The sequence below is a fragment of the Microbacterium sp. AK009 genome (genome assembly GCF_013410955.1).
Classification (GTDB): Bacteria; Actinomycetota; Actinomycetes; order Actinomycetales; family Microbacteriaceae; genus Microbacterium.
Map to the genome: position 1 here is coordinate 1 of NZ_JACCCG010000010.1, position 19253 is coordinate 19253.

Below are 19253 nucleotides of genomic sequence, written 5' to 3' on the forward strand. Positions count from 1 at the left end.
ACCTCGCACCGGTCGACTACGCTCGGCAATGCACCCATCAACTGGAAACCGACGACTCGCACAGCGACCGGACCGAATGAAGGGGGCGGCCCACCACGTCTTCGTGTGGAACTCGCTCATGTGTCTTGCTTTCTCTCGGTGGATGGGTGGGATGCGGCGACCGGCTGCGGTGTCGCCGCCTGAGACCGCGCGCCGGTCCCTCCGCCCCGGTTACCGCGGCGGACGAGCCGCCCGATGACCCGGGGAAGCGAGACCAGCCCGCCGGGGAGGAGGAACAGCACGAGCAGCAGGATGGCGCCCTGCAGCATCGCGGTCAGGTTCGGGTCGATGATGTTCGTCAGCTGCGGGACGAGGACGTAGTAGGCACCGCCGAGGATCGACCCGACGATGCTGCCCGCCCCACCGACGACCATCGAGATGACGAGTTCGATCGAGTGACCGAAGCTCAGCGTCTCGGGCGAGGTGTACTGGATCACGACCATGTAGAGGAACCCGCTCACCCCGCCGATGAGGGCGGCGATGGTGAAGGCGAGCACCTTGTACTTGTAGGGCGAGATGCCCATGGATGCCGCGACCGCCTCGTTCTCCTTCACGATGGCGAATGCGCGGCCGTACTTCCCCCGCACGAGGTTGCGGGTGAGGAGGAAGGTGATGCCGCCGATCAGCAGCACGAGGTACAGCTGCCACTGGTCGTCGTAGAGCGGCGCCCACTCGGGGGCGCCCGAGAACCGCGCCGACAGGCCCTGCGATCCACCGGTGAACTCCCCCAGGCGTCGGGCGAGCGGTACCCCCACGATCGGGAGGGCGATGGTCACCATGGCGATCGCGAGCCCGCCGAGGCGAGCCGCGGCCAGGGCGATCACGAGCCCGACGAGCGCGGTGAGGGCCAGGGCGAGGACGAACACCAGGATGATGTTCCACTCCTGGGTCACCCCGTAGGCGGTGATGTAGGCGCCGAGTCCGACGAAGAAGATCTGGCCGAGCATGACCTGGCCGGTGTAGCCCATGATCACGTTCAGGCCGAGCACGGCGACGGCGAAGACGCCGATGCGGGCGAGGGTGGAGTTCGTGCCCGCGTCGAAGACGAGCGGGAGCACGATGGCGAGGATGACGCCGAGCGCGAGCCCCGCCCACCTGACCCAGGGACGCTGCAGGATGCCGGTTGCCGTTGTCATCACACCCGCACCACGACTTTCCGGCCGAACAGGCCCTGCGGCCTCAGGATGAGGACGATGAACAGGAGGATGAAGGGAACCGCGATCCGGAGGTCGTAGCCGATGAAGGGCACGTAGACCGCAGCGAGGTTCTCCAGAACCCCGATCAGCCACGCTGCGACCACGGCGCCCAGCGGGCTGGAGAGACCGCCGATGATGACGGCGGCGAGCGCGTAGACGAGGGCGCCGTCCATCATGCCGGGGGTGAGGGTGAGTTGGGGGGCGACCATCGCGCCGGCGACGGCGCCGAGGGCGGCCGCCAGTCCCCACCCGACCATGAGGAGCCGGCCGACCTTCAGACCCGAGAACGACGCCGACTCGGGGTTGATCGCCACGGCCCGCAGGGCCAGGCCGAGCTTGGTACCGAGGAACAGCCCCTGCAGGATCAGCATGATCACGACGATGACGAGGATCGTCCCGAGGGAGCGGACGCTGACCACCGCGCCGAGGATCGTGACGGTGTCGAGCGGGAAGAGCGAGGGGAACTGCAGGTTGTTGTAGCTCCAGATCCACGCGCAGATACCGGTGATGAGGGTCAGCAGACCGATCGTCACCACCACGGCGGTGTCGGGGTCGCCCTTCTCGAAGCGACGCATCAGGTAGCGCTCGATGAACGCCCCGATGAAAAAGGACACCGCCACCGAAGCGAGGATCGCCAGGATGAGCGGAAGCCCCCACACCGTGAACTGGTAGGCGATGTAGGCCGAGAGCACGGCGATGCCGCCCTGGGCGAAGTTGATCAGGCCCGTGGCCTGATTCACCAGGACGATCGCGAGCGCGAGCGCCGCGTAGATCGACCCAGTCGACAGGCCGTCGACCACGAGTTGGATGAAGGTCTGCACGTCAGCCTCCCAGGTACGCGCGGCGGATCTCGTCCATGCCTCGCAGCTCCGCGGTCGAGCCGGTCACGGCGTTGCGACCCGTCTCGAGCACCGTGGCGCTGTCGACGAGGGTGAAGGCGAGGTTGGCGTTCTGCTCCACGATGAGCATGGCGATGCCCGACTCGCGGCGGAGACGTCCGATCGCCTCGTAGACCGTCTTGGCCGTGGAGGGCGCGAGCCCGAGCGATGCCTCGTCCAGCAGCATGAGACGGGGCTTGGCCATGATCGCGCGGGCCACAGCGAGCATCTGCTGCTCTCCGCCCGACAGGGCCGACCCGTGCGAGCGGATGCGGTCGCGCAGCTGCGGGAAGAGGTCGAGGCAGTACTCGATGTCGCTCTCGATCCCCTTGCGGTCGCGCCGCAGGTACGCGCCGACACGGAGGTTCTCGCGGACGGTGAGCCCGCCGAGGGTGCCGCGCCCCTCGGGAACGTGCGCGATCCCCATCGCCGCGACCTTCTCCGGCTTGGAGCCGCGGATGTCCTTGCCCTCGAAGAGGATGCTGCCGCCGGCGCGGACGGTGCCGCTGATCGCGCGGAGGGTGGTGGTCTTGCCGGCGCCGTTCGCGCCGAGGATGCCGACCGCCCCGCCGTCCGGCACCGTCAGCGAGACCCCCTCCAGCACCTGGACGGGTCCGTAGAAGGCGGTGACGTCCTTCAGCTCAAGCAGCGTCATCGGCGGCGTCCTTTCCGATGTACGCCTCGATCACGCGCGGATCGGACTGGGCCTCGGCGGCGGTGCCCTCCATGAGCTTGCGTCCGTGGTCGAGGACGACCACGTGATCGGTGAGCGCGGCGATGAGGCCCATGTTGTGCTCGACGACGACGACGGTGATGCCGTCGTCACGGACGCGGCGCACTGTCTCGATCAGCTGCTCCACCTCGTTGTGCGGGAGCCCCGCCGCCGGCTCGTCCAGGAGCAGGAGCGAGGGGCGGCTCATCAGCGCGCGGCAGAGCTCGATGCCCTTGTGGAGTCCGTGCGACAGCTCGTCGGCCCGGACGTGCGCGGTCCAGCCGAGGCCGTTGCGCTCCAGCAGGGCCAGCGCCTCGGCACGCAGCTCCTTCTCGGTGCGCCGCGTCCGCGGCATCCGGATCGACCACTCCAGAGCGCCGCCGGGCAGGCGGCCGTGGGCGCCGAGAAGCACGTTCTCGAGGACGGTCTCCCGCAGTTGGAGAGCCGGATGCTGGAACGTACGGGCGAGCCCGTGCTTGGCCAGACTCGCCGGGGACGACCCCAGCACTTCGGACCCGTCGATGGCGATCGACCCGCTCGAGGGCTTGTAGTGACCGCTGATGCAGTTGAACAGCGAGGTCTTGCCGGCTCCGTTCGGCCCGACGAGCCCCGCGATGCTTCCGGGTTCCACGGTGAAGGAGACGTCTTCGAGCACCCGGACACCGCCGAAGTGGAGGCTGACGTCCGACACCGTCAATCGAGCACCCATTGCCCGCCTTCCGTCGTCGCGACTCTGCTCTGACCAGGGATCGAGTCATCCCGTGGAGGGGACGCTACGCGATCATCGTAGAAATTGTCAACGATTTTGGTGCGCAGATGGGATGACTGTAGCCCTTTCGTGACCTCGTGCTCCGATGGTGGCGCCCGTCGACAGCGTGGCGGGGCGGAGTTCCGTTGAACGGAACGATTCGTCGCGACCGCGCGTCCGCCGCATAGTGTGACGCCGACGAATGGAGGGTCGACGATGACCGAAACACTGGCCCAGGCGATCGCCCGCGAGGGAAGCCCGGTGGAACTGCTGCGGAACCAGAACTGGCCCGCGTTCACCTTCCCGGTGGCGCCGGAGTTCACCAACTGGCGCGACGAGCAGCGCGCCTGGAACACCTCGGTGGCACTGATGGATCAGTCCCACCACATGACGCAGCTGTTCATGGACGGCGCCGACCTGATCCCGCTGCTGCAGAGCATCTCGCCGAACACGTTCGCGACCTTCCGGCCCGGTGTCGCCAAGCAGCTCATCTCGGTGAACAAGGACGGCTATCTCATCGGCGACGGCATCCTGTTCTACAACCACGAAGGTCCCGACGGCCTCGTGCTCGTGGGGCACCACATGCTCATCGACTGGGTGCGGTTCAACATCGAGAAGGCCGAGGCCGCCGGCAAGGACGTGCGGTACCGCCTCGATCCCAACTCGCACATGCGTCAGGGTCCCCCGACGTTCTACCGGTACGAGCTGCAGGGCCCGCACGCCGACCGCGTGATGGAGAAGATCTTCGGCGGGCCGGCTCCGGCGATCAAGTTCTTCCACATCGGCGACGTCGAGATCGCCGGGCGCCCCGTCAAGGCGCTCCGCCACGGCATGGCCGGGCAGCCCGGCTTCGAGTTCTACGGTCCGTGGGAGGACAACGAGATCGTGCTGAACGCGATCATGGCGGCCGGGGAGGAGTTCGACATCCGCCGCGTGGGTGCGAAGGCCTACTCGTCGTCGCCGCTGGAGTCGGGATGGGTGCCCACCCCGTTCCCCGCCGTCTTCGACGACGACTTCGCCGAGTACCGCGAGTGGCTCCCCGCCGCGCGCATCGGGTCGATCGGCGGCTCGCTGTACTCCACCGACATCCACGACTACTACATGACGCCGTTCGATCTGGGCCTCGGCCGTTCGGTGCGCTTCGACCACGACTTCCACGGTCGCGAAGCGCTGGAGAAGATCGCCGAAGCCCCGAAGCGGCGCAAGGTCACGTTGATCTGGAACTCCTCGGATGTCGCCGACGTCGTCCGCTCGCAGGTCGAGCCCGGCGTGCCGGCGAAGTACCTCGACTTCCCCAAGGCGCGGTACGGCCTCTACCAGATGGACGAGGTGCAGCAGGACGGGGGCCGCGTGGGCATCTCGACCGATGCGGGCTACGTCGCCTTCGACCAGCTGTACATGTCGCTCGCGACGCTCGACAACGACGTGCCCGAGGGCGCCGAGGTCGAGGTGCTCTGGGGCGAAGACCCGATCTCGCGCAAGCATTCGGTGGAGCAGCACCGCCAGGTGCGCATCCGCGCGACCGTCGCACCGGCGCCGTACCACGAGTACGCCCGCACGGTGTATCGCGCGAACGACTGACCCCTCCCACGCTCCGCGGGCCTCAACCGGCCCTCGCGTCGACTCCTGTTCTCTCCTTCGTGAGAAGATTCGCGCTCCTGCGGACCGCATCCCGCCAATCCGTCCTCAGGAGCGCGGATCTCCGCGTGAGCGCGACGCGCACGACGCTTCGAGGAGGGGCCGAAGTCGGGTAGCGTGCGAGCATGCGCCGCGCGATGGATAGATATGCGTCCCTGAGGTCGGCGTGGATCATCCTCATCGCCGTGGCGGGCGCCGTGCTGGCGAACCTCGCGATCTACGGGGTCGCGCGCCTTCTCGGCGTGGAGTTCTGGTTCACCGCCGCGGGCGGTCCGCTGCAGGTGCTGCCCCCGGTGCTGATCCAGTTCACCGCCGTCCCGCTCCTCGTGGGGCTGACGGTGGCGGCGATCGTCGGGCACTGGTGGCGCTGGGTGTTCCTCGTCGCCCTGGTCGTGGCGGTGCTGCTCGAGGTGGGGACGATCTTCGCACTCACCATCCCCGCCGACTTCGACACCGGCAGCACCGTCGCCCTCGCCCTCTGCCACCTCGCCATGGTGCCCTTCACCGTGGCGGCCCTCCTCGCGCTGCGCGCGCGCCGCGATGCGCGGCGAAACGCCGTCAGCCCCAGATGACGACGACGGCCGCCGCCGCCGCCACCCAGGCGACGACGAGGGTGACCGACACGCCGAGGGTGTAGCGCCAGCTCATCCCCCACCAGTTGCGGAGCTGACCGTAGGTCGCCATCGCGGCGACGACCGCGGCGATCGCGATCACGCCGATCCGCGTCTGCGGCGCGATGTCGGCCAGCACGACGTTCACGGCGACGAGACCCGCCGCGACGAGCACCTGCGTCACGATCTCCCAGGCCAGGTACCGGCCGGGACGGTAGTACGACAGCGGCTGGCTCACGATCCACGAGAAGGTGCGATCGGTGGTGAGGGTGGTGACCCGACCCGCCATCTCGGAGTCGAAACGACCATGGGTGACCGGATCGGCCGAGACGTCGACGACCTTCGGCCCCGCCCCATCGTCATCGATCGACGTTCGCTGCGCCATCTGCCGCGCCGACCCGATCCCCCAGGGAAGCGCCTGGGAGACCCCGCCGAGGATGATCAGGATGACCGCGGCGAGCGCGGTCTGCAGCGCGTACTCCACCTCAGCCCACCTGGCCCATCACGCGATCGACCTGGTCGAGCGAGGTGAGGTAGACGCCGTCCTTCAGCCGCGGGCTGCCGCCGAGCGACGGCTTGTGATCGACGCGGCCCGGCACCGCGGTGGGGTCGGGGAGGGAGCGCGGCGTAGAGTCCGCGCGGTGTCGCCTTGAACGACACCGCGATCCGCCCGTCTCGGTACACGGGGAGGTAGGTGCGGCACGGCTTGGGCGTGAACCGGGGCTCTGCGAGCCGGTCGAGGGCGTGGTCGTAGAGCGCGCGCTGCTCGGGATACCGCGCGAACTGGTCGTCGACGAGGCGTTCGGCATCGGCGTAGTGGTCATCGCCGAAGGTGTACTCCGCCACCGAGGCGGCCTGGAACTGTCCGAGGCAGCGCTCGATGAGCAGCCGCTTGGCGGTCGCCGCATCCGCGGCGCCGGCGGCGGTCAGCTCAGCCTGCCAGCCGGCCAGGTCTTTGCCCGTCTTGGTCTTCAAGTTCGCGACGATCGCCTCGCCCATCGCCTTGGGGCCCAGTGCCATGGCATCCCTCCTCGGTGCTGCGATCGACGCTAGCCACCCTCGGGCGCTCGTCAATAGAACGTCTGCGACATGTTCCGCCAGGCGGTGGGGGTCCGGCCGGTATGCGCTCGGCAGACCCGGACGTAGTGCGAGGAATCGGCGAAGGCCCCGAGCGAGTTGTGCCCCCCGGTGCGGTTGTCGGCATCCAGCGTGCGCGCGAGCCGCGCGAGGGTGTTGAGGGCCAGCGGCGAGCGCCCGGCGTATCGGAGTACCAGTCGCTGCACCCGCCGATCGCCGGTGGGAAGCTCCTCGCCACGCCCCACGGTCTCCCAGAGATCGAGGAAGTCGCGCTCGTCGGCCGTCACGGTGAGACTGTCGCGGAGGTCGCGCAGAAGGTCGGCGACCTGCGGCATCCCGTCGGCGCCCGCGAACGGGACCAGCAGGGGGTGGTCGGTGACGGCGATCGTGCGCTCGAGATGTCGGCGCGGATCGCCGAGCAGGCACTTCACGGCATTCGGCGACAGCGCGGCGAGGACGACCGGGCCGGGTGCTCGGATGACGCCTCGGTGCGGGAGGACGAGCCGGTGGGGCTCGACCGCCGTGTCGGGCGCGACGAGCAGCGTGGCGTTGCCGGTGGGGAGCAGGTGCACCTCGTCGCCGTCCGCGACCTCGCGCACGGAGAGCAGGAAGGGCACGACCATGACAACCATGATGAACCGGGCCGCCTGCGGCGCGGCTAACATGGCGGCACCGAGGGAGGTGGGCATGGCACGCGGATCCGCGGGGGAGTCGGTGCTCCACAAACACCTCCGCATCCTGGAGACCTTCGACGCGTGGCATCCGTTCCTGACGCTCAGTGAGATCGCGGATGCCTCGGGGCTGCCTCGATCCAGTGCGCACCGCCTCGTGGGCGAACTCGAGCGCGAAGGTCTGCTCGAGCGGCTGCCGGACCGGACGTATCGTCTGGGCGTACGCCTCTAGGAGTTCGCCAGCCGCACACCGGGCGCTCTGGGGCTGCGCGAGATCGCCCGCCCGTGGCTCGCCGCCGTGCACGAGAGGGTGCGACAGCACACGCAGCTGGGGGTGCTGAGCGGCACCGACGTGCTGTTCATCGAGCGCCTCTCGACCCGGGACGCGGTGCTGAACGCCACCCTCATCGGGGGGCGGATGCCGCTGCACGCGTCCTCGAGCGGACTCGTGCTCCTCGCCTTCGCCGATCCGGCGCTCGTGACCGAAGTGGTCCGGCAGGGGCTCCGCGTCTACACCGAGCACACCCTCCGCACCGAGAAGGATCTGCGGGCACGCCTCCGGCAGGTGCGCGCCGACGGCTTCGCGGTCAACGACGGCCACATCCACGCCGAGTCACGCGGGATCGCCGTGCCGGTCTCCGGGCCCGACGGTTCGGTCTACGCCGCGGTCGGGTTCGTCGTCCCCAACGACGGCGCGTCGCCGCATCCGTACATCGGACTGCTCCGCCGCGCGGCGGCGGGCATCGCGAAGGATCTCGCCGAGGCCTATCGGGCCGACGCGGAGGAGCATCCGCTCGGCATCCGCTCGCTCGTGCGCGGGTCGGAGCGATCGCTGGAGTACTTCGAGCAGCTCACGAGCGACCCGCACGACGCCGGGATCGTGGTGCGCGGTGAGTGAGCCGACGATCGCCGTCATCGGGCTCGGTGAGGCGGGGAGCCGCTACGCCGCCGGACTCGCGGGGGCCGGCGCCCGTGTCCGGGGGTTCGATCCGCACCACGCGCCCGACCTCCCCGGTGTGGTCCACGCCCGCGATGCCGCCGCTGCCGTCGCCGACGCCGACCTGGTGCTGAGCCTGGTCCACGGCAGGCTCGCGGTCGAGGTCGCCTCGAGCCTCCTCCCCCACATCGTCGCGCCCACGATCTACGCCGACCTCAACGCCGCCTCGCCCGACGCGATGCGGGCGGTCGCGAGGATGGCGGCCGACCGCGGGGTGTCGATGGCGGATGTCGCGGTGCTCGCCCCCGTGCCGCGGGCCGGCCACGGGACTCCCCTCCTCGCGTCCGGCGACGGGGCCCCGCCGTTCGCCGCCCTGGTCGGCCCCCTGGGGGTGCCCGTCGAGGTGATCGACGCGCCCGCGGGGGTGGCCGCCGAGCGCAAGCTCCTGCGGAGCGTGTTCATGAAGGGGCTCGCCGCCGTGGTGCTCGAGAGCCTCGATGCGGCGCGCGCCGCCGACGCCGAGGCGTGGATGCACGACCACATCGCCGCCGAGCTCGACGTCGACGGCGAGGGTCACCAGCGCGTCGCGCGGCTCGTCGACGGCACTCGCACCCATGCCGCACGGCGCGAGCAGGAGATGCACGACGCCCTCGCGGAGCTCGAGGCCCTGGGTGCCCCCACCGACATGACGCGCGCGACGATCGCGTGGCTGGCGCGCCTCCGCGCCGCAGGCGCCCCGGACTGAAGGCGCCGGGCAGACCGGCGGCGCCCCGCGCCGCTCAGGCCTGAGCGGCGCCCCGCGCCGCTCAGGCCTGACCGGTGGTGCGCCAGCCGCCGTGGTACTCGGTGCGGGCGGTCTCGGCGTAGGGCACAGGGCTCACCACGGCGCGCACGGCGATCTGCTCGTGGGGCTCGACGGTGGTCTTGCCCGACCCGCCGTCGGGCTCGCCCCACACCACGCGCACCTCGGCACCGATCGGCACGTCGCGGTCGACCGTCGCGAGCGACAGGCCGCGCTTCTCGTTCGCGGTCACGCCGGTGAAGAGCGACAGCCCGACGGTGTTGCCGTCGGCGTCGATGACGGCGTCGTAGTTGGACGAGCCGTAGTTGGCGTTCGGCAGGTCGAAGAACTGGTAGCCGGGGCCCTCGCGGTCCAGGGGCGAGGCGAGGACCTTGGCGAGGTCCTCGTCGTTCCAGGCGAGCGTGACCTTCTTGCGCTGACGCTCGGGGTCGATCTGCTCGAGCGCCTCGCGGCCGATGAAGTCGTGGTCGAACTTCACGAACGAGCCGTACCCGAGCTCCCAGGGGTTCAGGTAGTAGTCGTCGATGCTGTCGGAGACGAAGGAGCCGGCGAGGGCGTTGATGGCCTCGTAGCTGTTCGCGGGAAGCCACTCGCGATAGCGGCGCTCGATGTCGCCGCCGGTGTAGATGGCCGGAAGCGGCGAGGGGATCCAGCCCGACTCGAGGGTGTTGGAGGAGTACGCGCGCGAACCGCAGGGCTCGATGCCGAACTCAGCGCCGGCCTCGAGGATCGCGTCGCGGATCTTGCCGTGGTGCTCGTACGGACCCCACAGCTCCAGGCCCGGGGCACCGGCCATGCCGTGGCGGAGGGTGCGGACGCTCTCGCCGGCGATCGTCATCTCGCCCATGTGGAAGAACTTGACCTTCTCGACCTCGCCGCCGGCGAGCTCCTCGATGATCGCCCAGGCGTTCGGGCCCTGGATCTGGAAGCGGTAGTACTCGCGGTGCACGGCGGCGCCGTAGGGCCGGGAGGGGGAGCGATCGTCGTAGCGGGTCTCGACGTCGTAGCCGCCGGTCTCGGCGTGGAACTGCAACCAGTTCGCCGCGGGCGCGCGGCCGACGTAGACGTAGTCGTTCTCGGCCTCGTGGAAGAGGATCCCGTCTCCGATCACGCCGCCGTTGGAGGCGGTGGGGACGAACTGCTTGGCGACGTTGACCGGAAAGTTGGCGAAGCTGTTGATGCCCGTGTCGGAGAGCAGCTGCAGCGCACCGGGGCCCGACATGAAGAAGTTCACCATGTGGTGAGACTGGTCATAGAGCACGGCGGTCTCACGCCACGCCTTCTGCTCGCGTCGCCAGTTGGTGAACTCGGCCGGCACCACCGGGTAGATGTACGTGCCGAGACGGGAGTTGCGGAGCATGTCCACGGTGTTCCCGCGCTCATCGAGCAGTTCCTGGAGGGTGGCGGCCATGGGGCGTCCTCGACTTCCTTGTCAGCACAGCGTCCGCGAGTGCGGCGTCGGTGGGCGGTATCCCTACGAGCGAAGGGATCCGGTAGCCGAGATTGTAGACAATATCTTGACCATTCCGCTAGGGGTGTGGTTCTCTTACGGCATGTCAGAGGCTCAGGGCACACTGCTGGTGGTCAGCGCCCACGCGGGCGACTTCGTTTGGCGCGCCGGGGGTGCGATCGCATCCGCTGCGTTGCGCGGTGAACGTGCAGTGGTGGCCTGCCTGTCGTACGGCGAGCGCGGCGAGTCCGCCAGCCAGTGGCTGCAGGGCAAAGACCTCGACGAGATCAAGGCGATCCGTCGCGAAGAGGCCGAGGCCGCGGCATCCGCTCTGGGCGCCGAGATCGAGTTCCTCGACCTCGGTGACTATCCCCTCGTCGAATCCCGCGACGCCGTCGTGAAGCTGGTCGACCTCTACCGGCGGGTGCAGCCCACCGTCGTGCTCACCCACACCCTGCATGACCCCTACAACGGCGACCACCCGGCGGCGGCGCGGATGGCGCTGGAGGCGCGGATCCTCGCCCAGGCCATCGGCGTTCCCCACGGCGACGGATCGACGCCGACGAAGGAGCAGATCATCGGCGCTCCACCGGTGTTCTTCTTCGAGCCGCATCAGCCCGAGCAGTGCGACTTCACCCCGAACGTCCTGCTCGACATCACCGACGCCTTCCCCCGCAAGCGGGCGGCGATGGAGTGCCTCCCCGCCCAGAAGCACATGTGGTCGTACTACACCGACCTCGCCGTGCGTCGCGGTGTGCAGGTCAAGCGCAACGCGGGCCCGAACCTCGGCCTTCCCCACGACACCATGGGCGAGGCGTACATGCGCTATCTCCCGCAGGTGACGAACGTCCTGTCATGAGCACCCGGCCCGTCATCGTCACCGACATCGCTCGGGCCGACCCCGGCGTGATCGATGCGCTGGCAGCTCACGGGGTCGCGACGGTGCACGAGGCCATGGGCCGCACGGGCCTCGTCGGGCCCGGGATCCGTCCGATTCAGGATGCCGCACGCGTGGCCGGCAGCGCCGTCACCGTCTCCTCGGCACCGGGCGACAACCTCATGATCCATGCGGCGATCGAGCAGTGCCGGGCCGGTGACCTGCTCGTCGTGACCACCACCTCGCCGTCCTCCGACGGCGCCTTCGGCGATCTCTTCGCCACGGCCCTGAAGGCCCGCGGGGTGCGGGGCCTCGTCACCACCACCGGTGTACGTGACATCGCCGACCTCCGCGAGATGGGCTTCCCGGTGTGGTCGAACGGCGTGCACGCGCAGGGCACGGTCAAGGCGACGCCCGGGTCGGTGAACGTTCCGGTCGTGGTCGCGGGCGCGGTGGTGAACCCGGGTGATGTGGTCATCGCCGACGACGACGGCGTCATCGTGGTGCCGCGCGCCGACGCCGCCGCGGCACTGGCCGCCGCTGATGCGCGTGTGGCCAAGGAGGACGCCGATCGCGAGGCGTACGGATCGGGGCAGGAGCTGAGCCTCGACCGCAAGGGCCTCCGGCCGCTTCTCGCCGACCTCGGCGTCACGTATATCACGCAGGAGGAATATCAGCGTGGGCAGCGGTGACGGCATCCGGTGCATGCTGCTGCGGGGCGGCACCTCGAAGGGCGCGTACTTCGTCGCGGTCGATGTCCCGGCCGACGCCGGGGCCCGAGACGACCTCCTGCTGCGCATCATGGGCAGCCCCGACGCCCGCCAGATCGACGGGCTCGGCGGTGCGCACCCGCTCACCTCGAAGGTCGCGATCGTCAGCCGGTCGAGCGAGCCGGACGTCGACGTCGACTACCTGTTCCTCCAGATCGGCGTGGACGAGCCCACGGTCGGCACGACCCAGACGTGCGGCAATCTGCTCGCCGGTGTCGGTCCGTTCGCCGTGGAGCGTGGCCTGGTCGACGTCCACGGCGATCATGCCGTCATCCGCATAAGGCTCGTCAACACCGGGGATGTCGCGACCGCGACCTTCCCGATGGAGAACGGCCTGCCCCGCTACGACGGTGACGCATCGATCGACGGCGTCCCGGGAACGGCCGCTCCGATCGAGCTCGAGTCGGGCGGCATCCGTCCCCTGCTCCCCACCGGGAACGCGACCGATGTCGTCGCCGGGCGCACCGTGACGCTCGTCGACAACGGGATGCCGGTGGTGCTCCTGCGCCCCGAGGACGTCGGGGCGACGGGGGGCGAGACGCCGGAAGAACTCGAAGCCGACGACGCGGTACGCGCGGCCGTCGAAGAGGTGCGTCTTGCGGCAGGCCCGCTGATGGGGCTCGGCGAGGTGACGGACCAGACCGTCCCGAAGATGATCCTCGTCTCGCCCCCCACCCAGGGTGGCGCCGTCTCGACGCGGGCGTTCATCCCCCACCGCGTCCACTCGTCGATCGGCGTGCTGATGGCGGCGTCGGTTGCTGCCGGGATCTGCGTTCCCGGAACCGTCGCCGCGGACGTCGCTCGCAGGCCCGACGGCGAGCCGGCCGACGGCCTCGCGCTCGACGTCGAGCACCCGAGCGGCATCCTCACCTCACGGGTGCGGGTCGCCGCCGACGAGCAGGGCCACTGGCACGCCGCATCCGCATCCCTTCGCACCGCCCGCAAGATTTTCGACGGCACCGTGTTCCCACGGCCCCGCCGGTGAGCCGTACCCCAACCGCGTCAGACCCACCCGCGTCAGAGAGGACCGACCATGGCCAGCAGCGAGAACTTCGACCTCGCCCACATCGGCGGCGTCGAGCTGTTCACCCCGACCTTCGACGAGAGCCTGCACTTCTTCCGGGATCTGCTGGCGATGCGCGTCGTCGCCGAACAGGGTGACTCCGTCTACCTGCGGTGCTGGGACGAGTACCAGCTGTACACGCTGAAGCTCACCTCCTCCGACACCAACGGCATCGGCCGCACGCTCTTCCGCACGACCAGTCCCGAGGCGCTCGAGCGGCGGGTCGCGGCGATCGAGGCGACCGGGCTGGGTCACGGGTGGCGTGAGCCCGAGGTCGGCGTCGGTCGGTCGTACGAGTTCGAAGACCCCGACGGGCACCTCATGGCGGTGTACTACGACACCGAGCACTACGTCTCCGACGACGAGGACCGGCCGGCCCTCAAGAATCAGGCGTCGGCGTTCCCGGGGCGCGGGGTCAATGCGCGTCGCATGGATCACATCAACTACCTCGCCTCCGACGTCAACGCGGCCGGTGAGTTCTGGCGCGATGTGATGCGCTCGCGCGAGTCGGAGCGGGTGCGCCTGGACGACGGTCGCTACGGAGCCTGGTGGTTCCGGTTCCAGCAGAAGTCGTACGACGTGGTCTACTCCGACGACTGGACGGGCGAGCGGGGCCGCTTCCACCACTTCGCCTTCGCGCCCGACACGCGGGAGGACATCCTGAAGGCCGCCGACATCTTCCTCGAGAACGGCGTGCACATCGAGTTCGGTCCGTACAAGCACGCGATCAACCAGACGTTCTTCATCTACGTCTGGGAGCCGGGCGGCAACCGGATCGAGCTGGCGAATGCCGGTGCGCGGCTCATCCTCGACCCGGATTGGCCGGTCGTGGAGTGGAGCCAGGCCGAGCGGGCGAAGGGTCAGGCCTGGGGCGCGAAGACCGTTCCCACCTTCCACACGCACGGCACCCCGTTCGTGGAGAACCAGGAGGAGATCGACGCCGCCGCCATGCGCGGCGAGCCCTACAAGAAGCCCTGACCCGGTCGGTCAGCCCCAGACGGCGTCGGCGACGGCGACGACCTCGCGGATCTTCGCCCACTGCTCGTCCTCGGTGAGCAGGTTCCCCTCCTCCGTCGAGGCGAATCCGCACTGCGGGCTGAGCGCCAGCTGCCCGAGGGGCGCGAACGCCGCGGCTTCGTCGATACGCCGACGCACAGCATCCGGATCCTCCAGCGCGCCGCTCTTGGTCGTGATCAGCCCGAGCACCACCGTCTTGTCACCCTCGGGGAGGAACCGCAGCGGCTCGAAGCCTCCCGCGCGCTCGCTGTCGTACTCCAGGAAGTAACCGTCGTAGTCGACCACTCCCAGAAGCTGCTCGGCAACCGGCTCGTACCCGCCCGATGAGATCCACGTCGAGCGGAAGTTGCCGCGGCACACGTGCGTGGTGACGGTGAGGTCGTCGGGCCGCCCCTCGAGAATGCGGTTCAGCAGATCGGCGTAGCGCTCGGCGATGCCGTCGGTGCGGATGCCACGGCTCGCCGCCTTGGCCAGCTCCTCCTCGGAACAGAGGTACGCCCAGGCGGTGTCGTCGAACTGCAGGTACCGGGCGCCGGCGTCGTAGAACGCCTGCACGGCGTCGCGGTACGCCGTGACGAGGTCGTCGACGATGTCGTCCCGCCCACCGTAGGTGCCGGCGTCGATGTGCCCCGGCTCGAGGCGGAAGTCGAGCACGGTCGGCGCGGGGATCGAGAACTTGGGCACGGCTCCGGTCGTCCGCTCGAGGAGCGACGCCAGCGACCGATAGTGGTCGAGGAACGGATGGCTCGGGCTGAACCCGATCGGTCCGGTGATCTCGATGCCCCGCGGCCGCGTCTGCACCCCCTGGAACTGGATGCCGTGGTCGAGCTCGACGATCTCGACGCCGTCGAGCAGCCCGAAGAAATCGAAGTGCCACCACGAGCGACGGAACTCGCCGTCAGTGGCGAGCTGCAGCCCCGCATCCGCCTGCTGCACGACGAGTTCGGCGATCGCGGTGTCCTCAGCGACGCGCAGCCCCGCGGCATCCAGCTCGCCCGCGGCGTGACGCGCGCGCGCCGCGGCGAGCGCGGGCGGACGAAGGAAGCTGCCGACGATGTCGGCGCGGAACGGCGGCGTGGACATGGGTCGAGCGTAATCACGGCGCCGGCGCGGCGCTCACCCCTCGACACACGGGGTCACGTGTGTCGAGGGGTGGGCTCTCCGGTCAGCGCAGCCGTACCGCGTTCCGCGATTCGAGGGTGACCGTCGGGTAACCGTCGAGCGTGCCGGTGACCGCGACCGAGATGCTCGCGCCGCGGTCATCCCTCGTCAGCGTGTACTGGCGGCCGGTCGCACCCGTGATCGGCTCCCCGTCGCGGAGCCACTGGTAGCTGATCGACGTGCCGGGTGTCCAGACCCCGGCAACCGCGGTGACCTTCGCGCCGACCCACGGCAGGCCGATGACGAAGCCCTCCGTCGCGAGCGCCGTCTTCAGCGTCGGCTCCGACCGCAGCGTCACCGTCTCGTAGCCGTCGAGCGTGCCGGTCACCTCGACGCTGAGCGGCTGGCGGAGGTAGGCCGCGCTGACCTTCAGCGTGGCGCTGTTCTGACCGCGGATGGCACGATCGCCGACGTACCACTGGTAGGTGAGCCTGGCCCCCTCGGTCCAGGCACCCGGCACCGCGGCGAGCCGTTCTCCGACCACCGGCGTGCCGTCGATCGTCGGCGCCGTGGCCTGCAGCACCCGAAGGGTGGGGTCCGACACGACGCTGCGGTCGACCAAGCCGGGCGCCGATGCCGTCACCCGCACCGTGATCGCCCTACCGGCGACGCCTGGTTCGACGACGTAGGTCGCTCCGGTCGCACCCTCGATCGGCTGCCCATCGGCGAACCACTGGTACGACAGCGTCGCCTCCGCGGTCGACGACGAGCCGGTCGCGGTGAGCTCGGCACCAAGACGCGCACTGCCCGTGATCCCTACACCGTCGAGCGCGGCCACCTCGGTGTCACCGAAGTCCAGCCAGGTTCCCTCCAGCTCGGTGAAGCCCTGGCTCGGCTGGGTGTAGTCGCAGACTCCGGTGTCGAACAGCGCCGTGAGACGGTTCCACTCGTCATCGGTCATCTCGGGGTAGTCACCCCGCACCGGCTCGGTGAGCTGGCACTTCAGCACCTCGGCCGACAGCGGCATCCCCGCCTCCGCTCGCGGCTGCGAGTGGTAGGGATACAGCGTGTTGCACGTGGTGGTGGGGTCGTCGTAGTCCAGCACCTCGGAGATGAAGCCGCCCTGGGCGTCGAAGCACCCGTCGCTCAGGCCCGCGGGCCGTGCGGCGACGGTGCGGGCACGATCGCCCGGGCCTCCCGCCTCGACGATCGCGTCGAGCCACGCCTCGAGCTGGGTCAGCGCTTCGGCACGCATCGCCGCCGTCGCCGGGCCGTTGTTGGGGCCGGTCCAGTTGACGTGGGTGTCGGCATCACCCCAGGCCTGCAGCATCCGCTCCCGGATGATGGCGGACCGGTACCGCTCGTGGAAGTCGCCCGTCGGGTCGGTGTAGTTGCGGATCTCGATGACCGGGATGGTCTCGAGCCCGCCGGTCATCATGTTGACCCGGCCCGTGGCGAAGGCCCGCTCGATCGCTTCGACGCTCGCCTCGGAGCGCTCGGCCGTGCGGGCGCCGTCGACGTCGATGCCGCCGATGTTCTCGTTCAGCGACAGGAACTGCTCGGGCGTGATCACCCCGTCCTCGAGGGCGGTCAATCCGTACTGGATGCCGACATTGTCGGGCTCCACGCGCAGGCCGCGGCCCTGTTCGTCGGTGCCGTAGACGTTCTTCACCATGTCGGCGATCGTGCAGCGGAGGCCGTCGGGGTTCGTCGGCGACCACCGGTCCGCGACCGGGATCGCCGCGTTGCAGCCGCGGTTGGGGTCGTCGACACCGTCGAAGAAGGTGAAGCCGAAGCACGTGCCCGTGGTGGCGTGGCCGGTGACCGCGAGCTTCTGCGCGTCGGTCCAGCCGGCTCCGGCGGGCGAGTTCCAGTAGCCGAGCAGTCCGCGGCAGTCGTGTCCGCCGATGGTGGTCGAGCGCTCATCGGGGTAGCCGATCTCGCCCAGGACGCCGTCGAGGATGCCGGGGTAGTTGTTCGAGAGGAGCAGCTGCTGCATGGTTCCCGCCGACCCGCCCGACCCGATCGTGTAGGTCACGGGACCGAGCTGCTCGACGACGTGCTCCTTGACCATCATCGCGGTCTCGGCGCTCGTGACGTCGTTGCAGTTCTGGGCGTAGACGTTGAAGGTCGCCGATGCCACCGCGTACCCGCGGCTGAGGAGGAGGTCGTTCTCGACACCGCCGGTGGACGAACCCTGCCAGTACCCGACGCCGCAGGCCCCGCCGAAGGTGTACGCGAGGCGCCCGTTCCATCCCGCGGGGCTCGCGAACGGAGTGGGTTCGGGGTCGGTGGGCTGGTGCAGCATCGCGGTCTCGTACACCGCGCGGTTGATGGTGCCGCGCTCGATGCGGACCACGTAAGGAACCGAGTCGCCCTCGAGGGTCGTCGTGCTGGCGACATCCCCCGGGGTCGAGCCGTCGGTCGGGTAGTTCGCGAACTGTCCGCCCGTGGTGCGGTAGCGGTAGGACACGGCCGCCGACTCGACGTGGCAGTCCTCGTCGACGGGTCCGAGGTTCCAGGGCGCGCCCGACGCGGTGCAGTACATCGGATGCTGCGGGCCGGAGAAGACCGGACCGGTGACCGGGTGGTTCTCGACCTCGAGACTCGCGAGCTCGGCCCCCGTCGCCGACGTCACGGTGATCTCGCTGACGCCGATCGGGAGGCCCGTGACCTCGCCGACGAGTCTGCCGTCGAGCGGCGCGAAGGCCGCGGTGACATCCGCACCGGCTGCGGTGATGCGCATCTCGTCGGTGACACCGGAGATGCCAATGAGGGCGTCGCCGCCCGAGACGCTGTCGGCGCGCCCGGAGAGCACCTCGATGGCGGCGTCTGGTGGTGCGGCGAAGGCCGCCACCGGGGTGAGGACGGAGGCGAGGAGCGCCACCGTCGCGGTCGTACACGCCCACAGGCGCGCTCGAGCAGAGGTCATAGGTCCCGAACCTTTCGACGTCATCGTCGTTGACATGCGGCGTCATCGTCGCACGCGAGTCATAGTAGAAGTCACAGTGACGAGCGTCAATGAAAGTTTGTAGTCAATGTCTTCGCGCACGCCGATAACCGCCCGGGCGCGGCACGCACCACCGTCGGGCACGGTCTCGGCGGAAGGTTCCGCCTCAGCCTCGGCGAAAGGTCGCGCCTCAGCCCGTGGCGGGGAGCGGGCGTCCCTGCTGAGGAGGGCCGGTCCCGCTCCCGGGAACGGGGGCGACCTCGGCCAGCGGCTCGGCATCGGGGAGCGGTTCGGTGTCGGGGATCTCGGACGACACCGTCGTCCCCATGCGCGAGCGCACGCGCGATCGGGTTAGAAGGGTGCGACGCCGAGTCCGCCGTCGTCGGTGGGGATGAAGGCGACCCGTGAGGGTGGGCGGCTGTCGTAGGTCTTCCCGCCGGGGCTGGTGAATTTCAGGATGCCGCCGGGGAGTTGTTCGACGTGCCAGTTCGTGGCGTGTTTGAGGGTGTGGTGTCTGGCGCATTCGTTGCAGAGGTTGTCGTTGCAGCTGGGCCCGCCGAGGGCGAAGTCCTTCGAGTGGTCGATATGGCAGAGCTTTGCCGGCCTTCGGCATCCCGGTGTTTGAACCGTCCTGGGTTCCGTGGAGGCTCTGATCCCATCTAGGAGGATGAGGGTTATGCCGGCGAAGTATGACAAGGAGACGATCGAGCGGGTGG

21 protein-coding genes are annotated in these 19253 nt (G+C 69.6%); 9 read left to right on the top strand and 12 right to left on the bottom strand.

All coding sequences use genetic code 11. From position 1 onward, the window contains the following. Nucleotides 1-116: 116 nt before the first annotated feature. From HDC37_RS16685 to HDC37_RS16700, 4 genes are read right to left on the bottom strand one after another with little or no spacing between them, the layout of a single operon-like run. A complete protein-coding gene (locus HDC37_RS16685; RefSeq protein WP_179561524.1) occupies nt 117-1175 on the bottom strand; it encodes a branched-chain amino acid ABC transporter permease in 1059 nt (352 codons plus the stop codon). After that, on the bottom strand, nt 1175-2056 hold the full coding sequence (locus HDC37_RS16690; RefSeq protein WP_179561525.1) for a branched-chain amino acid ABC transporter permease: 882 nt from the start codon (nt 2054-2056) through the stop codon (nt 1175-1177). The genes HDC37_RS16685 and HDC37_RS16690 overlap by 1 nt, the downstream gene beginning before the upstream one ends. A gap of 1 nt (nt 2057) precedes the next feature. After that, nucleotides 2058-2768, bottom strand: coding sequence for an ABC transporter ATP-binding protein (locus HDC37_RS16695; RefSeq protein ID WP_179561526.1), 711 nt, complete (start codon nt 2766-2768; stop codon nt 2058-2060). Continuing rightward, nucleotides 2755-3534 carry an ABC transporter ATP-binding protein gene (locus HDC37_RS16700; RefSeq protein WP_179561527.1) on the bottom strand — a complete coding sequence of 260 codons (780 nt, stop codon included), beginning with the start codon at nt 3532-3534 and terminating at the stop codon, nt 2755-2757. Before HDC37_RS16700 ends, HDC37_RS16695 begins: the two co-directional genes overlap by 14 nt. Nucleotides 3535-3789: 255 nt before the next feature. On the opposite strand from HDC37_RS16700, the gene HDC37_RS16705 reads away from it, so the two are divergent. Beyond that, nucleotides 3790-5154 carry an aminomethyl transferase family protein gene (locus tag HDC37_RS16705; RefSeq protein WP_179561528.1) on the top strand — a complete coding sequence of 455 codons (1365 nt, stop codon included), beginning with the start codon at nt 3790-3792 and terminating at the stop codon, nt 5152-5154. Between the two features lie 194 nt (nt 5155-5348). After that, the gene (locus HDC37_RS16710) at nt 5349-5783 is read left to right on the top strand and encodes a DUF6069 family protein (RefSeq protein WP_179561529.1); all 435 of its coding nucleotides are present in this window, start codon (nt 5349-5351) and stop codon (nt 5781-5783) included. Here the strand turns inward: HDC37_RS16710 and HDC37_RS16715 are convergent. Genes HDC37_RS16715 through HDC37_RS16725 form a run of 3 tightly spaced genes read right to left on the bottom strand, consistent with a single transcriptional unit; the run spans nt 5770 to nt 7588 of the window. Next, nucleotides 5770-6306 (bottom strand): hypothetical protein, encoded by a 537-nt coding sequence (locus tag HDC37_RS16715; protein WP_179561530.1) that lies wholly within the window; start codon nt 6304-6306, stop codon nt 5770-5772. The genes HDC37_RS16710 and HDC37_RS16715 overlap by 14 nt on opposite strands. Continuing rightward, nucleotides 6264-6842, bottom strand: a complete 579-nt coding sequence (locus tag HDC37_RS16720) for a hypothetical protein (RefSeq protein ID WP_179561531.1) — start codon at nt 6840-6842, stop codon at nt 6264-6266. Before HDC37_RS16720 ends, HDC37_RS16715 begins: the two co-directional genes overlap by 43 nt. A 50-nt stretch (nt 6843-6892) precedes the next feature. Continuing rightward, on the bottom strand, nt 6893-7588 hold the full coding sequence (locus tag HDC37_RS16725) for a helix-turn-helix domain-containing protein (RefSeq protein ID WP_179561532.1): 696 nt from the start codon (nt 7586-7588) through the stop codon (nt 6893-6895). On the opposite strand from HDC37_RS16725, the gene HDC37_RS16965 reads away from it, so the two are divergent. The 3 genes from HDC37_RS16965 (at nt 7587) to HDC37_RS16735 (ending at nt 9252) form a co-directional block, all read left to right on the top strand. Beyond that, nucleotides 7587-7802 (top strand): helix-turn-helix domain-containing protein, encoded by a 216-nt coding sequence (locus HDC37_RS16965; protein WP_218869936.1) that lies wholly within the window; start codon nt 7587-7589, stop codon nt 7800-7802. The genes HDC37_RS16725 and HDC37_RS16965 overlap by 2 nt on opposite strands. 66 nt (nt 7803-7868) lie before the next feature. Next, on the top strand, nt 7869-8468 hold the full coding sequence (locus HDC37_RS16730; RefSeq protein ID WP_218869937.1) for an IclR family transcriptional regulator: 600 nt from the start codon (nt 7869-7871) through the stop codon (nt 8466-8468). Next, complete coding sequence (locus tag HDC37_RS16735) at nt 8461-9252, top strand: DUF1932 domain-containing protein (RefSeq protein WP_179561533.1); 792 nt, start codon at nt 8461-8463, stop codon at nt 9250-9252. Before HDC37_RS16730 ends, HDC37_RS16735 begins: the two co-directional genes overlap by 8 nt. A gap of 61 nt (nt 9253-9313) precedes the next feature. Here the strand turns inward: HDC37_RS16735 and HDC37_RS16740 are convergent, their stop codons facing one another. Then, complete coding sequence (locus HDC37_RS16740) at nt 9314-10720, bottom strand: aminomethyl transferase family protein (RefSeq protein ID WP_179561534.1); 1407 nt, start codon at nt 10718-10720, stop codon at nt 9314-9316. Nucleotides 10721-10862: 142 nt separating this feature from the next. Here HDC37_RS16740 and HDC37_RS16745 point away from each other — a divergent pair, with 142 nt between their 5' ends. Genes HDC37_RS16745 through HDC37_RS16760 form a run of 4 tightly spaced genes read left to right on the top strand, consistent with a single transcriptional unit; the run spans nt 10863 to nt 14447 of the window. Further along, nucleotides 10863-11618, top strand: a complete 756-nt coding sequence (locus HDC37_RS16745; protein WP_179561535.1) for a PIG-L deacetylase family protein — start codon at nt 10863-10865, stop codon at nt 11616-11618. Then, the gene (locus HDC37_RS16750; RefSeq protein ID WP_179561536.1) at nt 11615-12328 is read left to right on the top strand and encodes a 4-carboxy-4-hydroxy-2-oxoadipate aldolase/oxaloacetate decarboxylase; all 714 of its coding nucleotides are present in this window, start codon (nt 11615-11617) and stop codon (nt 12326-12328) included. The genes HDC37_RS16745 and HDC37_RS16750 overlap by 4 nt, the downstream gene beginning before the upstream one ends. Beyond that, on the top strand, nt 12315-13391 hold the full coding sequence (locus HDC37_RS16755; protein ID WP_308472263.1) for a 4-oxalomesaconate tautomerase: 1077 nt from the start codon (nt 12315-12317) through the stop codon (nt 13389-13391). Before HDC37_RS16750 ends, HDC37_RS16755 begins: the two co-directional genes overlap by 14 nt. Before the next feature lie 48 nt (nt 13392-13439). Beyond that, nucleotides 13440-14447 carry a VOC family protein gene (locus HDC37_RS16760; protein WP_179561537.1) on the top strand — a complete coding sequence of 336 codons (1008 nt, stop codon included), beginning with the start codon at nt 13440-13442 and terminating at the stop codon, nt 14445-14447. Nucleotides 14448-14456: 9 nt separating this feature from the next. On the opposite strand, the gene HDC37_RS16765 is transcribed toward HDC37_RS16760, so the two are convergent. The 4 genes from HDC37_RS16765 to HDC37_RS16775 all read right to left on the bottom strand — a co-directional run. Next, complete coding sequence (locus tag HDC37_RS16765) at nt 14457-15569, bottom strand: 5-methyltetrahydropteroyltriglutamate--homocysteine S-methyltransferase (protein ID WP_179561538.1); 1113 nt, start codon at nt 15567-15569, stop codon at nt 14457-14459. An 82-nt stretch (nt 15570-15651) separates the two neighbouring features. After that, entirely contained in the window at nt 15652-18519 is a 2868-nt protein-coding gene (locus tag HDC37_RS16770; protein ID WP_179561539.1) for a DUF6351 family protein, read from the bottom strand. A 208-nt stretch (nt 18520-18727) separates the two neighbouring features. Continuing rightward, on the bottom strand, nt 18728-18865 hold the full coding sequence (locus HDC37_RS16970) for a hypothetical protein (RefSeq protein ID WP_218869938.1): 138 nt from the start codon (nt 18863-18865) through the stop codon (nt 18728-18730). Nucleotides 18866-18888: 23 nt separating this feature from the next. Beyond that, a partial coding sequence (locus HDC37_RS16775) for an HNH endonuclease signature motif containing protein (RefSeq protein ID WP_218869939.1) occupies nt 18889-19253 on the bottom strand: 365 nt, incomplete at its 5' end.

Coding starts and splice junctions, on each gene's coding strand:
- HDC37_RS16685 (WP_179561524.1), bottom strand. CDS start 1,175: ATGACAACGGCAACCGGCATCCTGCAGCGTCCCTGGGTCAGGTGGGCG.
- HDC37_RS16695 (WP_179561526.1), bottom strand. CDS start 2,768: ATGACGCTGCTTGAGCTGAAGGACGTCACCGCCTTCTACGGACCCGTC.
- HDC37_RS16700 (WP_179561527.1), bottom strand. CDS start 3,534: ATGGGTGCTCGATTGACGGTGTCGGACGTCAGCCTCCACTTCGGCGGT.
- HDC37_RS16705 (WP_179561528.1), top strand. CDS start 3,790: ATGACCGAAACACTGGCCCAGGCGATCGCCCGCGAGGGAAGCCCGGTG.
- HDC37_RS16710 (WP_179561529.1), top strand. CDS start 5,349: ATGGATAGATATGCGTCCCTGAGGTCGGCGTGGATCATCCTCATCGCC.
- HDC37_RS16720 (WP_179561531.1), bottom strand. CDS start 6,842: ATGGCACTGGGCCCCAAGGCGATGGGCGAGGCGATCGTCGCGAACTTG.
- HDC37_RS16965 (WP_218869936.1), top strand. CDS start 7,587: ATGGCACGCGGATCCGCGGGGGAGTCGGTGCTCCACAAACACCTCCGC.
- HDC37_RS16725 (WP_179561532.1), bottom strand. CDS start 7,588: ATGCCCACCTCCCTCGGTGCCGCCATGTTAGCCGCGCCGCAGGCGGCC.
- HDC37_RS16740 (WP_179561534.1), bottom strand. CDS start 10,720: ATGGCCGCCACCCTCCAGGAACTGCTCGATGAGCGCGGGAACACCGTG.
- HDC37_RS16745 (WP_179561535.1), top strand. CDS start 10,863: ATGTCAGAGGCTCAGGGCACACTGCTGGTGGTCAGCGCCCACGCGGGC.
- HDC37_RS16750 (WP_179561536.1), top strand. CDS start 11,615: ATGAGCACCCGGCCCGTCATCGTCACCGACATCGCTCGGGCCGACCCC.
- HDC37_RS16760 (WP_179561537.1), top strand. CDS start 13,440: ATGGCCAGCAGCGAGAACTTCGACCTCGCCCACATCGGCGGCGTCGAG.
- HDC37_RS16765 (WP_179561538.1), bottom strand. CDS start 15,569: ATGTCCACGCCGCCGTTCCGCGCCGACATCGTCGGCAGCTTCCTTCGT.
- HDC37_RS16770 (WP_179561539.1), bottom strand. CDS start 18,519: ATGACCTCTGCTCGAGCGCGCCTGTGGGCGTGTACGACCGCGACGGTG.
- HDC37_RS16970 (WP_218869938.1), bottom strand. CDS start 18,865: ATGGGGACGACGGTGTCGTCCGAGATCCCCGACACCGAACCGCTCCCC.